The sequence below is a fragment of the Thermomicrobium sp. CFH 73360 genome (assembly GCF_023806465.1).
Classification (GTDB): domain Bacteria; phylum Chloroflexota; class Chloroflexia; order Thermomicrobiales; family Thermomicrobiaceae; genus Thermomicrobium.
Genome location: NZ_JAMSLS010000007.1, coordinates 1 through 19,265, shown reverse-complemented (window position 1 = coordinate 19,265; position 19,265 = coordinate 1). Strand labels below are relative to the sequence as shown.

At 59.7% G+C, this 19,265-nt stretch carries 16 protein-coding genes and 2 tRNA genes; 7 read left to right on the top strand and 11 right to left on the bottom strand.

What is annotated here, in order from left to right:
• Positions 1-56 precede the first annotated feature (56 nt).
• From NET03_RS11295 to lexA, 10 genes are all read right to left on the bottom strand, one after another.
• The gene (locus tag NET03_RS11295; RefSeq protein WP_252129031.1) at positions 57-1,148 is read right to left on the bottom strand and encodes a glycosyltransferase family 9 protein; all 1,092 of its coding nucleotides are present in this window, start codon (positions 1,146-1,148) and stop codon (positions 57-59) included.
• On the bottom strand, positions 1,105-2,253 hold the full coding sequence (locus tag NET03_RS11290) for a glycosyltransferase family 4 protein (protein WP_252129030.1): 1,149 nt from the start codon (positions 2,251-2,253) through the stop codon (positions 1,105-1,107). Before NET03_RS11290 ends, NET03_RS11295 begins: the two co-directional genes overlap by 44 nt.
• Positions 2,250-3,407 carry a glycosyltransferase family 9 protein gene (locus tag NET03_RS11285; protein ID WP_252129029.1) on the bottom strand — a complete coding sequence of 386 codons (1,158 nt, stop codon included), beginning with the start codon at positions 3,405-3,407 and terminating at the stop codon, positions 2,250-2,252. Before NET03_RS11285 ends, NET03_RS11290 begins: the two co-directional genes overlap by 4 nt.
• On the bottom strand, positions 3,397-4,437 hold the full coding sequence (gene waaF, locus NET03_RS11280; protein WP_286207431.1) for a lipopolysaccharide heptosyltransferase II: 1,041 nt from the start codon (positions 4,435-4,437) through the stop codon (positions 3,397-3,399). Before waaF ends, NET03_RS11285 begins: the two co-directional genes overlap by 11 nt.
• A gap of 3 nt (positions 4,438-4,440) precedes the next feature.
• Positions 4,441-4,890, bottom strand: a complete 450-nt coding sequence (fabZ, locus tag NET03_RS11275; protein WP_252129027.1) for a 3-hydroxyacyl-ACP dehydratase FabZ — start codon at positions 4,888-4,890, stop codon at positions 4,441-4,443.
• A gap of 20 nt (positions 4,891-4,910) precedes the next feature.
• The gene (locus NET03_RS11270; RefSeq protein WP_252129026.1) at positions 4,911-6,206 is read right to left on the bottom strand and encodes an adenylosuccinate synthase; all 1,296 of its coding nucleotides are present in this window, start codon (positions 6,204-6,206) and stop codon (positions 4,911-4,913) included.
• Positions 6,207-6,277: 71 nt separating this feature from the next.
• Positions 6,278-7,306, bottom strand: coding sequence for a DnaJ C-terminal domain-containing protein (locus tag NET03_RS11265; protein ID WP_252129025.1), 1,029 nt, complete (start codon positions 7,304-7,306; stop codon positions 6,278-6,280).
• A 128-nt stretch (positions 7,307-7,434) separates the two neighbouring features.
• Positions 7,435-8,130 (bottom strand): DUF4013 domain-containing protein, encoded by a 696-nt coding sequence (locus NET03_RS11260; protein WP_252129024.1) that lies wholly within the window; start codon positions 8,128-8,130, stop codon positions 7,435-7,437.
• A 180-nt stretch (positions 8,131-8,310) separates the two neighbouring features.
• Positions 8,311-9,003 (bottom strand): DUF4013 domain-containing protein, encoded by a 693-nt coding sequence (locus NET03_RS11255; RefSeq protein WP_252129023.1) that lies wholly within the window; start codon positions 9,001-9,003, stop codon positions 8,311-8,313.
• Between the two features lie 483 nt (positions 9,004-9,486).
• Positions 9,487-10,131 (bottom strand): transcriptional repressor LexA, encoded by a 645-nt coding sequence (lexA, locus tag NET03_RS11250; protein WP_252129022.1) that lies wholly within the window; start codon positions 10,129-10,131, stop codon positions 9,487-9,489.
• 101 nt (positions 10,132-10,232) lie between these two features.
• Here lexA and NET03_RS11245 point away from each other — a divergent pair, with 101 nt between their 5' ends.
• Genes NET03_RS11245 through NET03_RS11235 form a run of 3 tightly spaced genes read left to right on the top strand, consistent with a single transcriptional unit; the run spans position 10,233 to position 13,421 of the window.
• Entirely contained in the window at positions 10,233-10,790 is a 558-nt protein-coding gene (locus NET03_RS11245; protein ID WP_252129021.1) for a hypothetical protein, read from the top strand.
• Positions 10,791-10,797: 7 nt separating this feature from the next.
• Positions 10,798-13,176, top strand: coding sequence for an endonuclease MutS2 (locus NET03_RS11240; RefSeq protein WP_252129020.1), 2,379 nt, complete (start codon positions 10,798-10,800; stop codon positions 13,174-13,176).
• Positions 13,177-13,184: 8 nt separating this feature from the next.
• Positions 13,185-13,421: a hypothetical protein gene (locus NET03_RS11235; protein ID WP_252129019.1), complete on the top strand. Its 237-nt coding sequence runs from the start codon at positions 13,185-13,187 to the stop codon at positions 13,419-13,421.
• Between the two features lie 9 nt (positions 13,422-13,430).
• Here NET03_RS11235 and mfd read toward each other — a convergent pair whose 3' ends face one another.
• Positions 13,431-16,940: a transcription-repair coupling factor gene (mfd, locus tag NET03_RS11230; protein WP_252129018.1), complete on the bottom strand. Its 3,510-nt coding sequence runs from the start codon at positions 16,938-16,940 to the stop codon at positions 13,431-13,433.
• 80 nt (positions 16,941-17,020) lie between these two features.
• On the opposite strand from mfd, the gene NET03_RS11225 reads away from it, so the two are divergent.
• The 4 genes from NET03_RS11225 (at position 17,021) to NET03_RS11210 (ending at position 19,163) form a co-directional block, all read left to right on the top strand.
• Positions 17,021-17,623 carry a ComEA family DNA-binding protein gene (locus tag NET03_RS11225; protein ID WP_252129017.1) on the top strand — a complete coding sequence of 201 codons (603 nt, stop codon included), beginning with the start codon at positions 17,021-17,023 and terminating at the stop codon, positions 17,621-17,623.
• Positions 17,620-18,963 carry a ComEC/Rec2 family competence protein gene (locus tag NET03_RS11220; protein WP_252129016.1) on the top strand — a complete coding sequence of 448 codons (1,344 nt, stop codon included), beginning with the start codon at positions 17,620-17,622 and terminating at the stop codon, positions 18,961-18,963. The genes NET03_RS11225 and NET03_RS11220 overlap by 4 nt, the downstream gene beginning before the upstream one ends.
• A 31-nt stretch (positions 18,964-18,994) precedes the next feature.
• Positions 18,995-19,067: transfer RNA gene (locus tag NET03_RS11215), tRNA-Thr, on the top strand.
• Between the two features lie 15 nt (positions 19,068-19,082).
• Positions 19,083-19,163 (top strand) — tRNA-Tyr (locus NET03_RS11210).
• The last annotated feature ends 102 nt before the right edge of the window (positions 19,164-19,265 follow it).

Sequence of the window (19,265 nt, the reverse complement as noted above, 5' to 3'; positions counted from 1 at the left end):
CAGTGCGTCATGCGACTCTTGGCATCCCTGGTGACTCCGGCCAAGCTGCACTGACTTTAGCAGTGGTCAAGCAGTCGCAGCGCCGCGTCCGTGACCAGCTCAGGCGTGAGCAGGGTGAGGCATGTCCGAAGGCTACAGCCTTCCGGGCGCCCTACCCGATAGCCAACATAACAACAGGGCGAGCAAGGCAGTTGCACGGTCAGCGCAAGTACGGGGCTGGTGACATGGGCCGCTTGAAGCGGGTTGGCGATTGACGATCCCAATGGTCGCCACGCTTCCACATTGGTCGGCCCAAACAGTGCCAGGGTGGGGCGACCAAGAGCCGCAGCAAGGTGGACTACGCCACAGTCACTCCCAAGGACAAGGCTCGCTTGCTCCAGAACTGCTGCCAGCGTCGCGATGTCCGTGCGCCCGATCAGGTCATGGACGCCCTCGATGTTGAGGAGGGGAGCTGCGTCCGGTTTTTCGGCAGTAGTACCGGTCACCACGATACCCAACTGGTGGCGCGCGAGTTCGCGGGCCACAGCAGCGAACCGCTCGGCTGGCCATCGGCGAGCAGGTGCAAAGGGACCAACTCCCGGATGGATCACCACGTATGGGCGAAAGGCAGATTTGAGGAGGCGCTGCGCCTGCCGTCGAGCCTCCACAGGAACCTGCAGGAATGGTGGATCAGGTGCTTCTAAAGCTCCCAGTGCCTGTGCAATTTCCAGGGCGTATCGCCATTCGGGTACTGCCCCAAATCCCCGATCGGTGACGCGATGGGTTAGAAAGTGACCGGTGCCATTGTCAATCCCCGCGCGAACGGGGCTGCCGGTGGAAGCAAGAAGAATCCGGTAGAGGAGGCGTCCCGGTTGCGTTGTCAGGTGGTGCAGGAGGAGGACCGCATCATACTGGTGGCGTCGGAGCGTGATGAGTAGGTGAAGAAGGTGGTGGACTTGCCCACGACGCAACCGAGACTTTTCCAGAACGTACACATGATCAATGGCTGGGCAAAGCGCATAGAGTTCAGCCCCCACTCGCGAAGTCAAGACATCAATGCTTGTATCCGGGTAGGCTCTGCGCAAGGCGCGCAGTGCCGGAAGGGTAAGGACGGCGTCGCCAAGATCAGCGATCTTTATGACAAGGATACGTCGAAATCGTGCTGGCATCAGGAGCTCCGAGAGCGGCCGTTAGGACAGCAAGCGTCTTTTCTGCCGTGCGTTCCCAACTGAACTGGGCCGCGTATGCTCGCCCAGACTCGCTGAGTGCGATTTTCTGGTGGGGCTGGCGCGCTGCAGCGATCGCTTCGGCGATATTTCCAGGATCCAACGGATCGCACACGAGTGCCGGTCCGGCGATCTCTTTGAGTGCACCCCGCTGGCTGGCGACGACCGGGATGCCACAAGCCATGGCTTCGAGCACTGGCAAACCGAAACCTTCGTAGAGCGACGGGAAGACGAAAACCTCCGCCGCGCTGTACAAGGCTGGCAAATCACGATCGTCTACGTGCCCAAGCCAGCGGATTCGCCCGTGAAACGGGCTCTCGGTGATTGCTCGCTCTATTGGCTCTGCAAGCCAGCCACGCTTGCCGACAAGAACGAGCTCGAGTTCGGAATCATGCCGGGCAAGGAGTTCGAAAGCCTGCACGAGCCGCACAAGGTTTTTTCGTGGCTGGAGGGTCCCGACGTGCAAGAGATAGGGGCGCTGCAAGCCGTAACGGTGACGAACAGCCGCACATTCTTGCGGTGAACGAGGGAAGAACTGCAGATCAACACCGTGCGGAATCACGGCGATGCGCTCTGGTGCGGCGCGGTAGAACCGAAGGAGGTCGTTCGCGGTTGCTCGTGAGATCGCAATGACCCGGCGGGCCCGACGGACACTCCACCAGGTCCCTAGTTCGAGATAGAGCCGTTGTCGGAGGGGATGTGCTTGGGGTTCGTAGCGGTAGCCAAGATCATGTACGGTGATGACTGCTGGAACAGGACACCAAAGTGGGAGAATATGTGCCGGGACGAACAAAAGTGCCACCGGGCGACGCACAAGCTCGAAGGCAAGACGGACATGCGTCCAGAGTCGTGGGAATGGAATGACACGGATTTCGGCGCGATCGATGGGGAACGGAAACTCACCGCGAGTGTTTCGATAGAGCCGAAAGCGATACGGACCCGGTCGCCGAAGGAGATGCTCAATCACGCGGCTAGCGTAGCGCTCAGTCCCCGTGATACCCTCCGCCCGAACGCGGCTGGCGTCAATGCCGATAATTGACTCTGTCATCCAGAAAGGCCTTTCAAGAGGCAATCTTGCACCATGGCCACGACACGCTCGACACTCAATGCCATCATACAGCCCACACCACACCGACGAGTGGGGCCAATGTCTCCGCAGCGCGGGCACTCGAGCGGCGAGCGGACCACACGGTGGCGAGAGGCAGGCCCCCATGGGCCAAATCGCTCGGGCCGTGTTGGGCCGAAGAGGTGAACGGTCGGTGCTCCGACGGCGACAGCCAGGTGCAGGGGGCCTGTGTCCGGCCCAACGACCAGAGACGCAGCGCGTAGGAGTTCGGCCAGTTCTCCAAGCGAGAGATCACCAGCCAGGACCACCGGGGTGGCGCGTGCTGTCTTCGCGATAGCTTCTAACAGCTGTTGTTCACTCCGAGAGCCGGTGAGGAGAACTGCGAAACCGAGCTCGGACAGTACATCAATGAAGGCGGCCCAACGCTGCTCAGGCCAGCATTTGGCAGCGGCACCGGATCCTGGATGAACGACAGCGAAGGGAGCGTGGATACCCTGAGCGACGAGACGTGCCCTCACACGGCTCTCTGCGGCTCGATCGACAGGCCAAACGATTGGATGATCGTCCGGGTTGGGTGGGGACTCCGGGAGATCATATCCAAAGAGGCGTAAAAGCGCGCGGACGAGCTCGATGTTGCGTGCAGCAACGTGCTCGCTCCTCAGGGGCACCGGATGGGTAAGAAATGGGCGCAGAGTAGGATGATCGGCTCCAACGCGAATCGGAATCCCTGCAAGGTAGCCGAGCCATGCTCCCCACCAGTGGTCGTCACGGAGGATGACCATCGCAAGTGGAGCATGTCGACGGAGCCGAGCAGCCTCATGGACAAGTACTCGGTAGGGCTGGGTGAAGTCGGTCGATGGTCGCCGCGTAAAACCGGGAAACACCACTGGCACAACGCGGTCGACCACACGCGTGATTGTGAACAGCTCTGCAGTCCAGGGGCCAGCAAGCAACGTTGTCGTGAGTCCCGGTGCGACCTGGCGTACCAGCTGCAGGGCAGGCAGGGTCAGGATTGCATCTCCAAGGTGATCTGGCCGAACCAGTATCACTTCGCGCCGTACACTGGGTGTGCAAATCGGCACCGGAATTGCCTGCCCAACCCATCGAACGGCAGTACGTGCTCGGTCACGGAACATCTGATGCTCCCGCTGGGCCAAGAAGTGCGGCACAGGCGCGTGCGACCTCATTCACCGTCACGTGCCGAATATCCAGTGTGTCTGGAATGGGAAAGGGGCGGCGCAAGTCTCGTGCCTCGTGGAGTGACCAACTCCCTGGTGGGGCACAGACGAGGCTTCGGGGCCCAAGCGGCCGGTAGAGGAGAGGACTCGTCGGCCCGAATATCGACACCGTCGCGGTCCCAACTGCAGCAGCGAGGTGACCGATTCCGCTGTCGTTCCCGACGAAAAGATCTGCCAGGGAGAGGAGCGCGGCGAGTTCTGTCCATGTTAATCGGTTCGACCAATCGAGGAGAGGACTCCTGGCTGCATGGAGTACCCCACTTACTGCCTCGGCATCACTCGAACTGCCGACGAGCAGAATGGTGGCACCAAACTCAGCATGCAACCGATCTGCCAGTGCAGCAAAGCGCTCGGGTGGCCAGCGCTTCGCCAGGAGCGTGCTGCCCGGGTTCACGGCTCCTCCTGGATGGATGACGACGAGTGGACGAGTGACGGAGCCAAGTCGCTCTGCGACACTCGCGCATACGTCCGGCGGAACGGCATATTCCGGTTCGAGTCCCTGTGGGGAAACGCCAAGCATCGCGGCGACTGCCAGATAGAGCTCGGTCTCGTGCTGGCTCGGCCGTGGGCGCACGCGATGGGTATAGAGAATCCCGCGTCCGGCAACGTTGACACCAGCGCGCTTTGGAATACGGCTCAGATAGAGAAGGAGCGCAACACGCGGAGAGCGATCGAGCCCGAGGCCCCAGTCATAGCGCTCACGCGCGAGTTGGTGGGCGAGCCGGGCAATTTGCGGCAACGTGGCCTGCTCTGGATACGGGATGAGACGACGGATGGCTGGATGACCGTCAAAGGCGGGTGCTGCCCAACGGGTCACAACGACATCAATTTCTGCGTCGGGGAAAGTCGTACGCAGGGCACGCAGAACTGGTGTCGCCATGAGAGCGTCACCCAGGCAACAGGGTTTGACGACGAGGATGCGTCGCATTCTTCAACGCGCTGTCCGAGCAGCGTCAGGATCGAGGATCGCGAACAGGATTTCACCTTCGGCGGCGAGTTCGCCGTCGACCGTCGCGCGACCGGTCCCCGTTCCGATGTTCCGGCGGAGCTTCCCGATTTGGACTTCGAGGCGGAGTGTGTCGCCGGGTCGGACGGGGCGCTTGAAGCGGACGCGGTCGATACCAGCGAAGAACGCCATCTTTCCGCGGAAGTCTTCATGACCAAGGAGCGCGACAGCTCCGACCTGGGCCAGGGCTTCGACGATCAGTACTCCCGGCATCACTGGGTTACCGGGAAAGTGACCGACGAAAAACGGTTCGTTCACCGTGACATTTTTAATGCCAACAGCCCGTTGGCCCCATTCCACTTCAATGATCCGATCGACAAGGAGGAAGGGATAACGGTGCGGAATGATTTCTTGGATCTGCCATGCCTCGAGCATCATCCACTCCTCGACCAGCTTCAGGCGAGCGCACTGGCATGGCGCCAGACGATCTGGCGTCGCGCCGGGCCGATACCGATCATCGTGATCGGAACCCCGATGAGTTCTTCAATCCTTTCGACGTACCGCTGGGCGGCAGGTGGCAGATCGGCGAACGATGCAGCCTGACTCGTGTCTGTCTGCCATCCGGGGAGGATCTCGTACACCGGCTCGACGGCCATGCATTGGTCAAGTTGGGCGGGTGGGGCAGTGAGTTCTCGATCGCCGAGGCGGTATCCAACGCAGACACGAATTTCGGGTAGTGGATCGAGCATGTCCAGCTTTGTGAGAGCTGCTTCGGTCATGCCATTTAAGCGCGCGGTGTACCGGGCCGCGACCGCATCGAACCAACCAACGCGGCGTGGTCGACCAGTGGTTGTCCCGTACTCACGTCCTCGCTCACGCAGCAGCTGACCAGTCTCGTCGGTCAGCTCTGTTGGGAACGGGCCCGCACCGACGCGTGTGGTGTAGGCCTTGAAGACACCGACCACTCGCTCGACTTGTGTGGGGGCGATGCCAGCTCCTTGGCAAGCGCCTGCGGCCGTTGGGGAGCTGGATGTGACGTAGGGGTACGTTCCGTAGTCGAGGTCGAGCATGGTGCCTTGCGCAGCTTCAACAATGACGTGCTTGCCCGCAGCAAGCGCGTCTTGCACGAAGACTTCGGCGGCAATGACGAACGGCGCGAGTGCCTCACCCCAGGTGCGTGCTTCCTTCAGGAGTTCATCAAGATCCAGCGGCTGTTGATGATAGAGATGCACGAAGAGCGTATTCTTCTCGGGAAGCAGCATCTCGAGCTTTTGCCGTAAGTGTGCCTCGGATCCCGGAAGCAGATCGGCCACGCGGATGCCACGTCGTGCCACCTTGTCGGTGAAGGCTGGACCGTTGCCCCGGAGCGTCGTTCCGATACCTGCTGCACCGCGACGCTGCTCCTCGTACAGGTCCAGAAGTGGATGGTACGGCATGATCACATGCGCCCGGTCACTCAAGTAGAGCTGACCGAGCCGTGCATGGCGCTCGCGCAGCGCGGCAATCTCGCGAAGGAGGTCGGGGGGAGAGACAGCGACGCCCGCACCGATGATGCAGGTGCAATGTGGATAAAGGATTCCGGATGGGATCACGTGAAGCTTAAAGATACCGTCATCGGTTACGACTGTGTGCCCGGCATTCGTCGAACCATTCGGGCGGATGACGATATCAGCGGTGGCGGCCAGAGCATCGGTGATTTTCCCCTTACCCTCGTCACCCCACTGGCCACCCAGCACGATGGTCACTGGCATCGATCCAACTCCTCGTCGTGCTTCCCAATCGTGGGCAAGCTGCCCTGTGAACTATAGCACTACGGGCCCATTCAAGCGCGGATACGCGCTTCTCGCAGGTCACGCAGCCGCTCGAATAAGCGGCGCTCCTCCTCCGTGAGATCAGTTGGCAGAACAACCTTCACCTTGACAAGGAGGTCACCACGTTCGCCGGTACGAAGGGAAGGCATCCCCTTTCCGCGCAAGCGGAAAACCTGCCCATTTTGGGTACCGGGCGGGATCCGCAGGACGACAGGGCGATCAAGTGCGGGTATCGTCACCTCGCCACCGAGAATCGCGGTGTAGAGTGGCACCTCGACCTCGGTGCGGAGATTATCACCGTCAAGGGTGAACTGTGGATCAGGAACGAGATGCACCCGGAGATAGAGGTCGCCTGGCGGCCCTCCATTGAGGCCTGGCGCCCCTTGCCCGGCGATGCGGATGCGTGACCCTTCCCGCACACCCGCTGGAATCTTCACTTCCAGTGTCTTGGTGCGCGTGACATATCCACTTCCGCCACAGACGCGACAGATGCCGCGCCCATTGAGACCGGTACCATTGCAAGCTGTGCAGCGCTCGTCAATCTTCACATCAATTCGCCGCGTTGCACCGCGGAAAGCCTCACGGAGGGTGACTTCAATTGGATGCTCGTAGTCTTGTCCGCGCTCTGGGCGAGCCCGTGTCCGAACGCGTTCTGTACCAGTAGTGAAAAGGTCTCCCAGATCCCCAAAAAGCATGTCAAAGAAGTCCGAGAAGTCACTGCTACGTCGGTGGCGACGCTGCTGTGCCCGCTCTCGGGCGCCAAAGAACCACTCAGCAAAGTCGGCAGCTCCGCCCTGTGCGCCGGCGGCTTGCTGGTAGCGTTCCCAATCAGCACCGAAGCGATCGTACTTGGCACGCTTTTCGGGGTCCCGCAAAACCTCGTATGCCTCGTTGATCTCCTTGAACTTTTCCTCGGCCTCGGGCGACTTGTTGACATCAGGATGATACTTGCGCGCGAGGCGCAAGTAGGCCTTTCGGATCGTCTCTTGATCCGCATCGCGCGGAACACCGAGGATCTTGTAGTAGTCCTTGAATTCCATCGTTGCCCATCACCTCGAAATCACCCGCGCTCCAGCAGCAGTATACCTCTTGAGCCGACTTGTAGCAACCCTGGTGAGATTCAGCGGCGCAGGTCCGTGCATGAACTAGGGAGCGATGCGGAAGTGAATCATGCACTGGACTGCCCAAGGCGTGATCGAACTTGCGCCCAGAGGTGAACAGTGACGAGGAGCCAATGGACCTGAGCGCCTAGTGTCATGAGGATGCTGGCAGCGATACCAGGCAAGCACAGGAGGATGGCCGCCTGGGAGGCGAATTGTACAGCGACCGCGATCCCTAGGGCGTACCCGAAACTCGCAACCCAGACGACCATAGGATCACTGATCGCTTTCCCAAGTTCGTTTAGAGTCGAACGAAGGGCAAGAGCATCGGCAAAACGACCGCTCACGACCAAACGCGTCAGCGGGAGAGGAAGAACGATGCTACCGATCGCAGTGAGAAGAGGAACGAGACAAAGCAATGCGACAAGCGAGATGCCTAATGAGGGCAGAGAAAGGCGTCGTTGGTTGAGCAGCTCGGGAAGCAGCGCAAAGACACCACAGAAGAGGATGGCGTAGACTGGGGCAAACCACACGATGGCAACGAGGGTTGCTTTGAGGCCGAGCAGGAAATCCTGTCCCCACCGGTTCCATGGGGGAAGTTCTGTGTCATTGCCAGAAAGAACAGCCGTTGCGTACCGAAGAACCCAGCCAAAGACGATGAGATACCCAAGCAGTGGCAGAAGAAGCAGGAGAGCTGCAATGATTCCCTTTTCAGGCCATTCACGATCCCGGAAAGGTGCAGTGAAGGCTCGCCCAATGTCCATTTTGAGGTCCCTCGGCACTGCGTGACGTGTCCACAATCAGGTTGTAGAGCGACCCGCTGTATCGTGTCGGGCGATACATTCCCGCTGGATCATCGTATGGTTCGATCAAAGGGTATATCGCTTGCTCAGCCGACGGTGGAATGACGCGCTGAAACGACCGAATCACCGGTGCTGAAGGGATTACGCCGTTGGCATCAGCGGTGACGGTGCAACGATGCTTTCCCCATCAGCTGACAGACGCCGACGGATCTGCCCGTAGAGGTGCGCTTGCACAAACCAAGCGTAGAGGGATGTCACAAGAATTCCAACAAAGCACATGATGATACCAAGGAAAGCCAAGAAGCCGAGCACGAGTGACATTAAAAGGACAATAAGAAGACTGCTGAGACTTGATCGAATTTCTGTGATGATTTGAGATAGCTCGAACGCTGCGTTGAAGCGATCACTCACTGCGAAGCGTGTGAGGTAGATTGGTGTGACGAACATGACTGCGAGGGAGAATATCCAGGTAAGACAGTTTCCACACAAACTCAGAATGAGATTGATTGTTTCTGCCTCTCTTCCGCGTTCAGCGACGGCGCCCAGAACCCCACTGAGGACTCCCACACAAAAGGTCAGAATCAACACTGGAATGGACCAAATGATCTGTATGGCGAAGCCTTTTACGCCTCGTACAAAGTCTCCGCCGAAGTCATCCCACTCCGGCAACGGTACGTCGTCGCCAAGAGCAGTCTGTCGCATGATGCGGAGCATGTACCCAAAGAGGATTAGCCAGCCAACAACCGGGATAATTACCATCACGAGGGCGATGAGCCCTTTTTTCACCCACTGGGCATCTTGAAAGACATAAGAAAATGCACGACCAAGATCCATGCCCCTTCTCCCTTCCCCGCCTGCCATGAAACTCCTCTCCTCCCGCATTCTAATGAGAGTCTTCTTGGTGGTCAATGCGAACTCTTCATGACATCGCTCATGACCAACAGCTCAATACCGGCGGTATTCGCTGTGCTGGTCGCCGTCTGCAGGGGCGTACTCTGCTGGGTGATTGATCAGCGAACTCTCTAGGGTATTGTGCTCGCACGGCTTTGCGGGAATCCCTCTGCCACGGTGTGACGTCTACCGCTGACTGTGCGGACGAGCAGCGGATGACGAAGAATTTCTGCAGTAAATCTCCAGGAGGGGCGACCCAGAACGGAAACGGACGGGAGACTCAAGACTCACCGTGACGGCTGCCGCTCTTGCTGCTCGGCGGTGATTTCCACATCCGACGCAAAGACACTTGAGAAGGCTGGTACGATCTCTTGCGACCCAGCATTGGAGCAGGCCTCGCCCGAGGGGCTGACAGGGGATGCCTCTTTACTCCAGCCGTCGGATGACGAGCAAGAGTTTCCCTTGAATCTCAATGTTGTCGATGGTCGTATAGATGGGCTGCATCGCGGAATTGGCCGGCTGGAGTCGTACGATGTTGCCTTCACGGTAAAAGCGTTTGAGCGTCGTTTCTTGCTCGCGCTTCAGCCATGCTGCGACCGTATCACCGTTTTCTGCGGTCCCCTGTCGGCGGAGGACAACGATATCGCCGTCATCGATCAGTGCGTCAATCATGGAGAGGCCCTTGACACGTAATGCATAAAGATCCCGTGTCGCATGTCCCACGAGGCCCGCGCCGAGTTCAACAAATTCGGTCGCGGTTTCGGTTTCGACTGGCTCGAGAACCGGCAATGGTTGACCTGCAGCAATTGTGCCGATGAGTGGCACGCGGACAACATCGTCGTGCTTCGTCGTCCGTCGCTCAAGCAGCTCAATACCGCGTGAAATATTGCGGTTCCGACGGATGAAACGGAGATACTCGAGGACATTCAGGTTATAATCAACAACACTGGTGGACGAGATGCCGAGACCGGCTTGGATCTCGCGCACCGTCGGCGGATAGCCGCGTTCGTCCACGAAGGTTCGGATGAATTCGAGGATATCCTGCTGGCGCTTCGTGAGTCGCTTGCCCATCGGTTCCCGTCGCCTTCCGTCGTCGAACCGTCGGTGTCAGTATAGGTGCGAACATCCGTTCGTGTCAAGTGGCGCGATCGGCGATATCCTGGAAGAGTTTGATGGCTATCGTTGATCTCTTCGTCTTTACGCTGTTTCTAGCGCTCTACACACTGGCCTTCCTCAGTGGGATCGGACGGGCACTCGCTGCCCTTATAACCTGGTTTGGTGTGATGGTGGCAGCAGCATTCTTTACTCGTCCACTTGCGGGGGGACTGCGCGAGTTCATACCGGCGATGTCCCGTTGGGCAAGCGAGTTCTTGGCACTCCTGCTGGTCGTCGTTTCGGTCGGGTTGCTTGGCATCTGGGGTAGCATTTGGTCCCTCCGCACCGTACCAGTTGCGACATGGCGTTGGCAAGGACGAGGGAGCGGGCCTATCAGTCTCTTGCTACAGGCGCTCCTCGCGATGGTGTTTGCTGGCGCGGTCACGGTGTCAGTCGTCATGATTATGACCAACACCATTGGTCAGCTCCCTCGTGACGCGTTTGGGATACGACTGCGGTCCGAGATGGACCGTGCCCGTCTGATACCGCTCATCAGCGACGCGGAACCCTGGGTGCAGCGTATTGTCATTGACTGGGTTCCGGGAGAACCGCCTTCTCTCCTCGGAGGAGCGTGAGACGAGTATGACAAGTGATCTGCTGCGTCTTCTTGAGTTTGACAAGATACGCTCGATGCTGGCGAGCTACTGCCACTACTCGGTCGCTCGCGAGCGAGCTCTCGAGCTTACGCCGACGGCTGATCCAGAGCAGGTGCGGTATCTCCTCCAAGTGACACGAGAGGCCGTGCGGTTGCTCAGCGAACGCCCTGGCTTTACGGTCGGCGGATTTCGTGATCTTCGCCCGCTCGTGGAAGCAGCTCAGCGTAGGGCGGCTCTGGCACCAACGGACCTCCGGACGATCCTGGATACCCTTGAAGCGGCGCAAACGCTGCGTCGTCAGTTTGCAAGTTCAGATCGCTGGGCAGAACGGTATCCAGCACTGGCTGAGTTTGTGGATGCACTGGCCGACTTGCCAGCCCTTCGAAGCGACCTTGCGCGCAGCATTGGCCCGCGCGGCGAGATCCTGGATACCGCTTCCCCCGAGCTGGCTGCAATTCGACGACAGCTGAAGGATGCACACGATCGGTTGCTGGAGCGGCTGCGGCGCCTGGTCGCGGAGCGGCAGGACGCAGTACAGGAGGCGTATATCACAGTACGGGAGGGGCGTTATGTAATCCCCGTACGAGCAGATCGTCGTTCGGCCGTGCCAGGCATTACACACGACGTGTCGGGCAGTGGCCAAACGCTGTTTGTTGAGCCGTTCGAGGTGATCGAACTCAATAATCGCTGGCGGGAGCTGCAAGCGGCTGAGGCGCATGAGATCGAGCGCATTCTACGAGTCCTGAGTGGTGGCGTCGCGGAGGAGGCGGCGTCCCTCCTGCGCACGGTCGAAGCAGGAGCGGCGCTCGATCTCGCACTGGCAAAGGCGCGGTTTGCTTTGGACCTGAATGCGACGGAACCGGAACTTGTGGAGGTAACGGAGCCTGCCAACGCTACTGGACACCCGCGGCTGCGCATCCGTTTGCGGCGGGCGCGTCATCCGTTGCTGGATCAGCGGACGGCGGTTCCGATCGACATCGAGCTCGGCGAACGCTATCGGATCCTGGTCATCACTGGGCCAAATACTGGTGGGAAGACGGTCGCTCTCAAGACAGTCGGGCTGCTCGTCCTCATGGCGCAGGCGGGTCTCTTCATTCCAGCGGCACCAGGAAGCGGACTGAGTGTCTTCCCAGCACTCTTCGTCGATATTGGTGACGAGCAGAGTATCGAGCAGAACCTCTCGACCTTCTCGTCGCATTTGCGGCGCATCGTGGCGACCTTGAAACAGGCTGATGCGTTAAGTCTCGTCTTGTTAGACGAACTGGCGGCCGGGACGGATCCACAGGAAGGAGCCGCGCTTGCTCGCGCAATTCTCGAGCGCCTCCTTGCGATCGGGGTGCTTGGTGTTGTGACAACACACTATCCAGAGCTCAAAGCGTTTGCAGCAGGGACACCGGGGCTGGAAAACGCGAGTGTCGAGTTCGATCCCGTGACGTTGACACCAACCTATCGCCTTATCATCGGGCTTCCTGGGCGTTCCCATGCACTCCAGATTGCTCATCGGCTCGGTTTGCCGGAGACGGTCATCGAGCGGGCGCGCGAGCTGCTCGGCTCAGGAAGTCCACAGCTCGATCTCTTGATCGCTGAGATTCAGCGACGGCTCGCAGAGGCTGAGGCGCAAGCGGCAGCAGCTGCCCGTGCCCGTCAGGATGCTGAAGCGCTTCGCAAGGAGGCTGAACGGCTTCTGGCCGAAGCAGAACTCGAAAAGCAGCAGGCGCTGACTGCAGCGCGCGCTGAAGTGGAGAGCGAACTTCGTCGGGCTCGTGAACTCGTACGGAAGCTTGAGCGGCTGGCCGAATCATCGACGTATCCTCCGCCGCAAGTTGTCGAGTCCAGTCTCCGCGCGCTCGAGGAGGCGCGACGACGCGTCCGGAGCTTCGGTGCTGGCCGAAATGGCCCCTCGGGCCCAGCTGTCGCGGTCGGTGATCGTGTTGAGATTCCTACTCTGGGGCTTGAGGGTGAGGTGGTCGAGGTTATCGCCGAAAGTGATGAGGTCGAGATCCGGGTGGGACAATTCCGCGTTCGGCAACCGCTGTCAGCGGTGCGCCGCCTTGGGGCGCGTCCTGTTGAGGCGACATGGCAACCCCCGTATACGATGGTCACACAGACAACACCGACGGTGGAACCGGAACTCCACCTTCGCGGACTGCGTGTAGAAGAAGCGTTGGTGCGGCTCGATCGATACCTGGATCGGGCAGTGCGGGCTGGACTTCCGTGGGTGCGGATTGTGCATGGCAAAGGAACCGGCGCGCTACGGCAGGCGATACATGACTTCCTTCGGAATCATCCGTTAGTCGAGCGCTGGGAACTTGCTGGACCCTACGAAGGGGGTCATGGGGTAACGGTGGTCTATCTTCGAGGGTAGGGAGCAGCGTGGCGACATCACGTGGAGATGATGAGCTTGTCGAGCTCGCGGTGGCACCGAACGAGGTGGTGGCCGCACTCTGGCGCGGCGTGCTGGAAGAGGCGGGTATTCCGGCGCTTGTCAAGGTGCTCGGGCTTGGCCACGCATATTGGTCAGCCTTTGCAGCCGAGCATGCGCTCTACGTTCGCCGGCGAGACAGTGCCCGCGCTTGGGAGCTCCTAGAAGCATTAGAGGCGGAACCGTAAGACCCCCGGTTACCGGGCAGGTGCAGAGGCAGGAGCCGCTGGTGCGCCGAGGAGAACGGTAGCGCGTCGTGTTTTGATTTCTTGCAAGACGCATTGGAGAGCGTCCCAAAGGGTACACGTCAAGCGCGATGTCACAAGCCGTACTTGGTTCGGGGTGATATAGATCCCTGGCCCGATCATCCGTCGCAAGCGCTCGGGATCAAGCCGGGTTCCTACGACTGGTCGGATAAACACTTCGCCGTCGCGCTCCACGATCGACGCCAGTCCGAGGCGATTGGCCCAAAGACGCAGGTGGGCAAGATCAACAAGGCGCTGGACTGATTCCGGAAGCGGACCAAAGCGATCGCGGAGTTCGAGAACCAGATCGTCAAGCTGTGCAGCGGAGCGGATGGCTGCGAAACGCTGGTAGAGACTCATACGGACCGCCTCATCACCACAGTAGTCGGTCGGGATTGTGGCTTCGACCGGCAGATCGACTGTCACGCTGGGAGCGTCTTCTATTGGCCGGCCCTCGCGAACCTCCTGGACAGCGCGCGCCAGGAGCTGCGTATAAAGTTCGAGCCCGACGGCAGCAATGTGTCCACTCTGTTCGGGACCGAGAATGTTCCCAGCGCCTCGGATCTCAAGATCGCGAAGGGCGATCTGCAACCCAGCGCCCAGTTCGGTCGCTTCCTGGATCGCCTCCAGACGTGCTTGAGCTTCGCTGGAGAGAGGTCGGCGATCATCGTAGAGGAGGTAAGCATAGGCTCGCTGGTGGCGACGTCCTACTCGCCCTCGGAGCTGATAAAGCTGTGTCAAGCCTAACTGGTGTGCTTGGTCAATGATAATGGTGTTCACCGAAGGAATATCGACACCAGATTCGATGATCGCAGTGCACACGAGGACATCGAATTCTCGTTCGATGAACGCCAAGATAATCCGTTCCAGTTCCGCTTCCGGCATTTGCCCGTGCGCGACAGCGAATCGGGCTTCAGGAACAAGTGCTCGGAGCCGGTCCGCAAACGCATTGATAGATTGTACCCGGTTGTGGACGACGTAGACCTGACCACCGCGTGCGAGCTCGCGCAGTATCGCTTCTCGGATGATGGCATCGCGAGCCGGTGTCACAAAGGTGCGCACTGGTGTGCGCTCGATCGGCGGTGTCGCAATGATGGAGAGGTCTCGCACTCCCGAGAGCGCGAGATACAGGGTACGGGGAATCGGCGTTGCTGTCATGGCGAGGACGTCGACGTTTGTGCGCAACCGTTTGAAGTGCTCTTTCTGGGCGACGCCGAAACGATGTTCCTCATCGATGATCACAAGTCCGAGGCGCTTGAACTCAACGTCACGTTGGAGCAGGCGATGTGTGCCAATAACGATATCTACTGAACCCGTCCGGAGACCGGCGATGATCTCTCGTTGCTCGACCTTCGTGCACAGACGGGAGAGCATTTCCACTCGAACCGGATACGGTGCAAGACGTTCGCGGAAGGTGTTGTAGTGCTGCAGAGCAAGCACCGTCGTCGGCACGAGGATCGCTACTTGGTATCCATTGTTTACCGCCTTGAATGCCGCGCGGATTGCCACTTCGGTTTTGCCAAATCCGACATCGCCACACAGTAGCCGGTCCATCGGACGCGGGCGTTCCATATCCGCTTTGACTTCTTGGATTGCTCGCCACTGGTCTGGTGTTTCCTCGTACGGAAACGATTCCTCGAGTTCTCGATCCCATGCAGTATCTGGACCGAACGCGATACCAGACGTCGCCTTGCGCGCCGCATAGAGCTGGAGCAGTTCGAATGCGAGCTCCCGCACGGCCTCGTGGACGCGCCGTTTCACGCGTGCCCACTCTGGAGATCCGAGGCGCGTCAACTTCGGCTCAACATCAAATGCCTCGTAGAGTGTGATCCGATCCAGCTGGTCGACCGGAAGATAGAGCCGATCGTTGTCGGCGTACTCCAAGAGAAGATACTCGCGATGGACACCGTTAATAACCAGACTGACTAATCCGCCGTATCGGGCAATCCCATGGTCAACGTGAACAACAAACACGCCAGGGGTGAGTTTGCTCAGAAGGTCAGTCGAGGCCGGACGGTGACCGCGACGGCGCGGGCTCGGCAGGCGGGTGAGCCCATACAGTTCACGATCAGTCAGGATCAACACCTTCGCCTCTCGGTGTGCCCATCCGCCCGGCAAGCGACCACGGGCAACTGTAACTGCCGTGTCCGACACTTCAGGACGTGAGGTTTGTGCCCATTCGGTCAGACGTTGGAGAATTCGGTCGGGTTGCTCCGTCACGATGCCGATCGTATAGCCCTCCGCACGATATGGCTCGAGGAGGGCTGGAAGCGTGTCAAGGCGACCAGTGACGGTCGGAACTCCTGCGGTAAAGCCGAGATCCGATGACTCAGCTGAACATCCGCTGGGTTCACTGGTCGCCCCAAGCCAAAGGACAGGATGATGGGTGAGTGTGTGCAGGATCAACGCTGAGGCGTGATATGGGCGGGGCATGCCACGAGGAAGTTCGCCACTCAACTCGCTAATGTCACGGAATTCCTCGGCTTGTCGCTCGAACTGCTCGAGTGCGAGCTGGACTGCACCAGGATCAAGGATGACGACTGGCCGGTCTGGGGCATGGTAGTCGAGAAGTAACGCCGCGTCAGAGAGAAGAAATGGGAGAACGAATTCTGGGGGTGGTACAAGTTCCCCGCGCTCGAGTCGCTCGAGTAGACGAGTCCATTCTGTCAGGACCTCCGGGCGGAGGGAGCATGTGTCAAGTTCTCGGAGCTTTGCAGCTGCCAGGCGGTAGGTGCTGATTGGTACATCGCTGATGGGCAGGACCGTGATCGTTTCCAGTCGGTCCGTGGTACGTTGTGTGGCAGGATCGAAACGACGAATGGCGTCAATCTCGTCACCAAAGAACTCGACACGGATTGCGGCCTCACTACCAGGAGGCCAGAAATCGATGATGCCGCCGCGCCGACTGTATGAGGCCGGATGTTGCACGAGTGGAGCCGCGGCATAACCACATTCTGTGAGAAACTCCAGCAGAAGCATTGGTTGGAGCTCTCGACCGGCCTGCAGCGTCAGGCTACGAGCGTCGACGGTTGTTGGTTGAGGAAGGAGCTGGGTAAGACCACGGGCAGGAACGATGAATACCCCTGACCTCGCGTTGCGTAGCTGGGTAAGGAACCAGGTACGTTCAGCGGCCAGCGAACGGTCTTGGGTGAAGATATCGTAGGGGAGCGTTTCAGGAGCCTGCCAGGAGATGACGGGGAACTCCGGAAGAAGCTGAGCGATGGCATACGCGAGATCATCCGCATGATTTTGCCGCGGGACGACGACGAGTAGAGGCTCGCCGCTCCGCACGGCCAATGCTGCGATGAGCGCTGGCCGAGCTGCAGGGGGAACCGTATCAGCTACCACACACCGGCGCACCCGCAAGGTGGAAGTAAGGCTGACTATGGAAGGAGCAGAAATGAGCTTCCCAAGGAATTCGGTCTGGATCATCTCGGCAATCGGCAGTGCCTTGTAGGACAATACCGAACACCCCGCCCCGCATCACAGGGAGGGGTAAAAGGGATACCGTCCAACAATACCACATTGAGGATAGGGCGAAGATGCGATTCCGCGACATGCCGGCGCGTTTTGGCCTTTTGGTTGGGGCGGCGCTGGGTATGCTGATCGGGTTCAATATTGCGCGTCACTGGTCTTCTGAGGAGGATCTCATTCTTCGCATCGAGCCGATATCAACCCCGTCGGTCATCATCGTCTATGTCACCGGAGCGGTTGAGCGACCCGGACTCTATACCGTACCGAGCGATGCAAGGGTGGCCCAAGCCGTTGAGCTCGCTGGTCCACGTGTCGAGGCGGATCTCGCGAAGATTCCGATGGCCGAGCGCTTGCGGGACGGGCAGACAGTGGAGGTGCCGGTCCGACAAGGGCCCGATGTGCAGGTGACACCGGGTGCAGCGAGTGAGGGTATACCGAGCCGGGCTGGCCCTGTTCCTCAAGATGAGACGATAGACGTGAACCGCGCCACCGTCGCGGAGCTGGAGCGCTTGCCTGGAGTAGGGCCAGCGCTCGCCCAGCGTATTGTGGCGTACCGCGAGGAGCATGGACCGTTTCGATCGATTGAAGAGCTCGCCGAGGTACCCGGAATCTCCGCACGAATGGTTGCCGAATGGGCCAACCTGGTCACGGTTGGGAGTTCTACCGAATGACCGGTGCTTGGCTTGTGCTGGGATTTGTACTCGGTGTATTGGCGGACCAGAACAATCCGTTGGAATCTCTTGTGCTCTTGTTGAGTCTTGTGGCGAGTAGCTGGCTGCTCGGGCGTCACGGCTGGCATCTGGTTCGGATGGCTAGTGTTCTCGTCCTGGGGTTGGTGTTAGGGGTTGTTCGCTATCACGTGCTCCTTGTTCCCTCAACGTTAGGGACCAGCACGAGTGGCGTGGTGCTCACTGTGGCTGACGGTAACTCCGAAACATCGGAGGTCGTCATTCTCCGTGATGATGGACAACTTGTAGGCCTTACGGTGGACGATCCTACAGCAGTGGAGGTTGGTCAACGTGTTGTCTGGCAGGGCGTCTATCACCCGGGGCGGAGCACTGTAGCTGGGATAGGGGTCGTCGGGCAGTACGAGATTGAGGCCTTCGAGGCCGAGCAGGAACGGGCGTTTTGGCCTCTTTTGGCGTTGCGTCGTTGGGTGCGGGACGCGGTGCTTCGCGTGGTGCCAGAACCGAGCGGCTCGCTCACGCTAGGGATTTTGACTGGTGACGACAGGGGTTTGGCAGCCTCAACCCGAGATGTGCTTCGTCGGTCAGGACTCTCACATGTCACCGCTGTCAGCGGTTGGAACGTTGCGGTTGTGACGGCGGTGGTAGAAGGGGTTGTGGCGCGGCTAAGCCCTTGGGTGTGGCTACGTTGGGTGGGTATCGGGACAGCCGTGTGGGGTTATGCGGTCCTAACCGGACTAGAGCCGCCGGTGCAACGAGCAGCGGCGATGGCGACACTCTATCTTCTTGCCCGCTGGCGCGGCTGGCCGCGGGAGCCGATTTCGGCGCTCGGCTGGGCAGTGGTGGGATTGTTGCTCGTTCGTCCAGAGTTGGCGTATTCCCTGGCGTTTCAGCTCTCAGCGATTGCGACGTTTACGCTAAGTGCGATGCGACTTGGGGAGACAAAGGAGAGGCAGTGGAAGGAGTTCCTGCTCGTCCCGGTGGCGGTGCAACTTGCCGTAACGCCGCTTCTCCTGTTGCGCTTGGGAACATTCTCACTCGTTGCACCGCTCGCGAATGCACTGGTGGAGCCCGTCATGCCATGGTTGTTGGTCGCCGGGTTGCTGGCGCTTTTGGCAGCGTTGATGGGTTCGCTGGGTACAGTGTTAGCCATTCCGGCGTGGGCTTTGGGTCGATGGATTGTGTTGGTTGCTGAGTGGTTACTCCGAATTCCCGGAGTGAGTGGGGTGATGATCGAACCCCCGGTGTGGATCGTCGTATGGCTGTATGTACTTGCTGCTGGCTTGTGGCTCGCGTGGATTGACAGGGGCAGAAGTGACACGTAAAATTGCGGCTGGAACCGGCGCGGTGGCGCAAGCCGGTGTAGCTCAATTGGCAGAGCAGCGGTTTTGTAAACCGCGGGTTGTGGGTTCGAGTCCCACCATCGGCTCTCTCAGCGTACAGTGGGGGGATGCCCGAGTGGCCAAAGGGGCCTGGCTGTAAACTAGGTGCGTAAGCTGCGGGGGTTCGAATCCCTCTCCCCCCACCCAAAGCCGCGTTGGCGCGGAGGGGCCCACGGCGTGGAGGCGTGGGCTCTTTGGTGTAAAAGGGTATGATGAGGCCAGGAAGGGGCGAGACGATGAGCAAG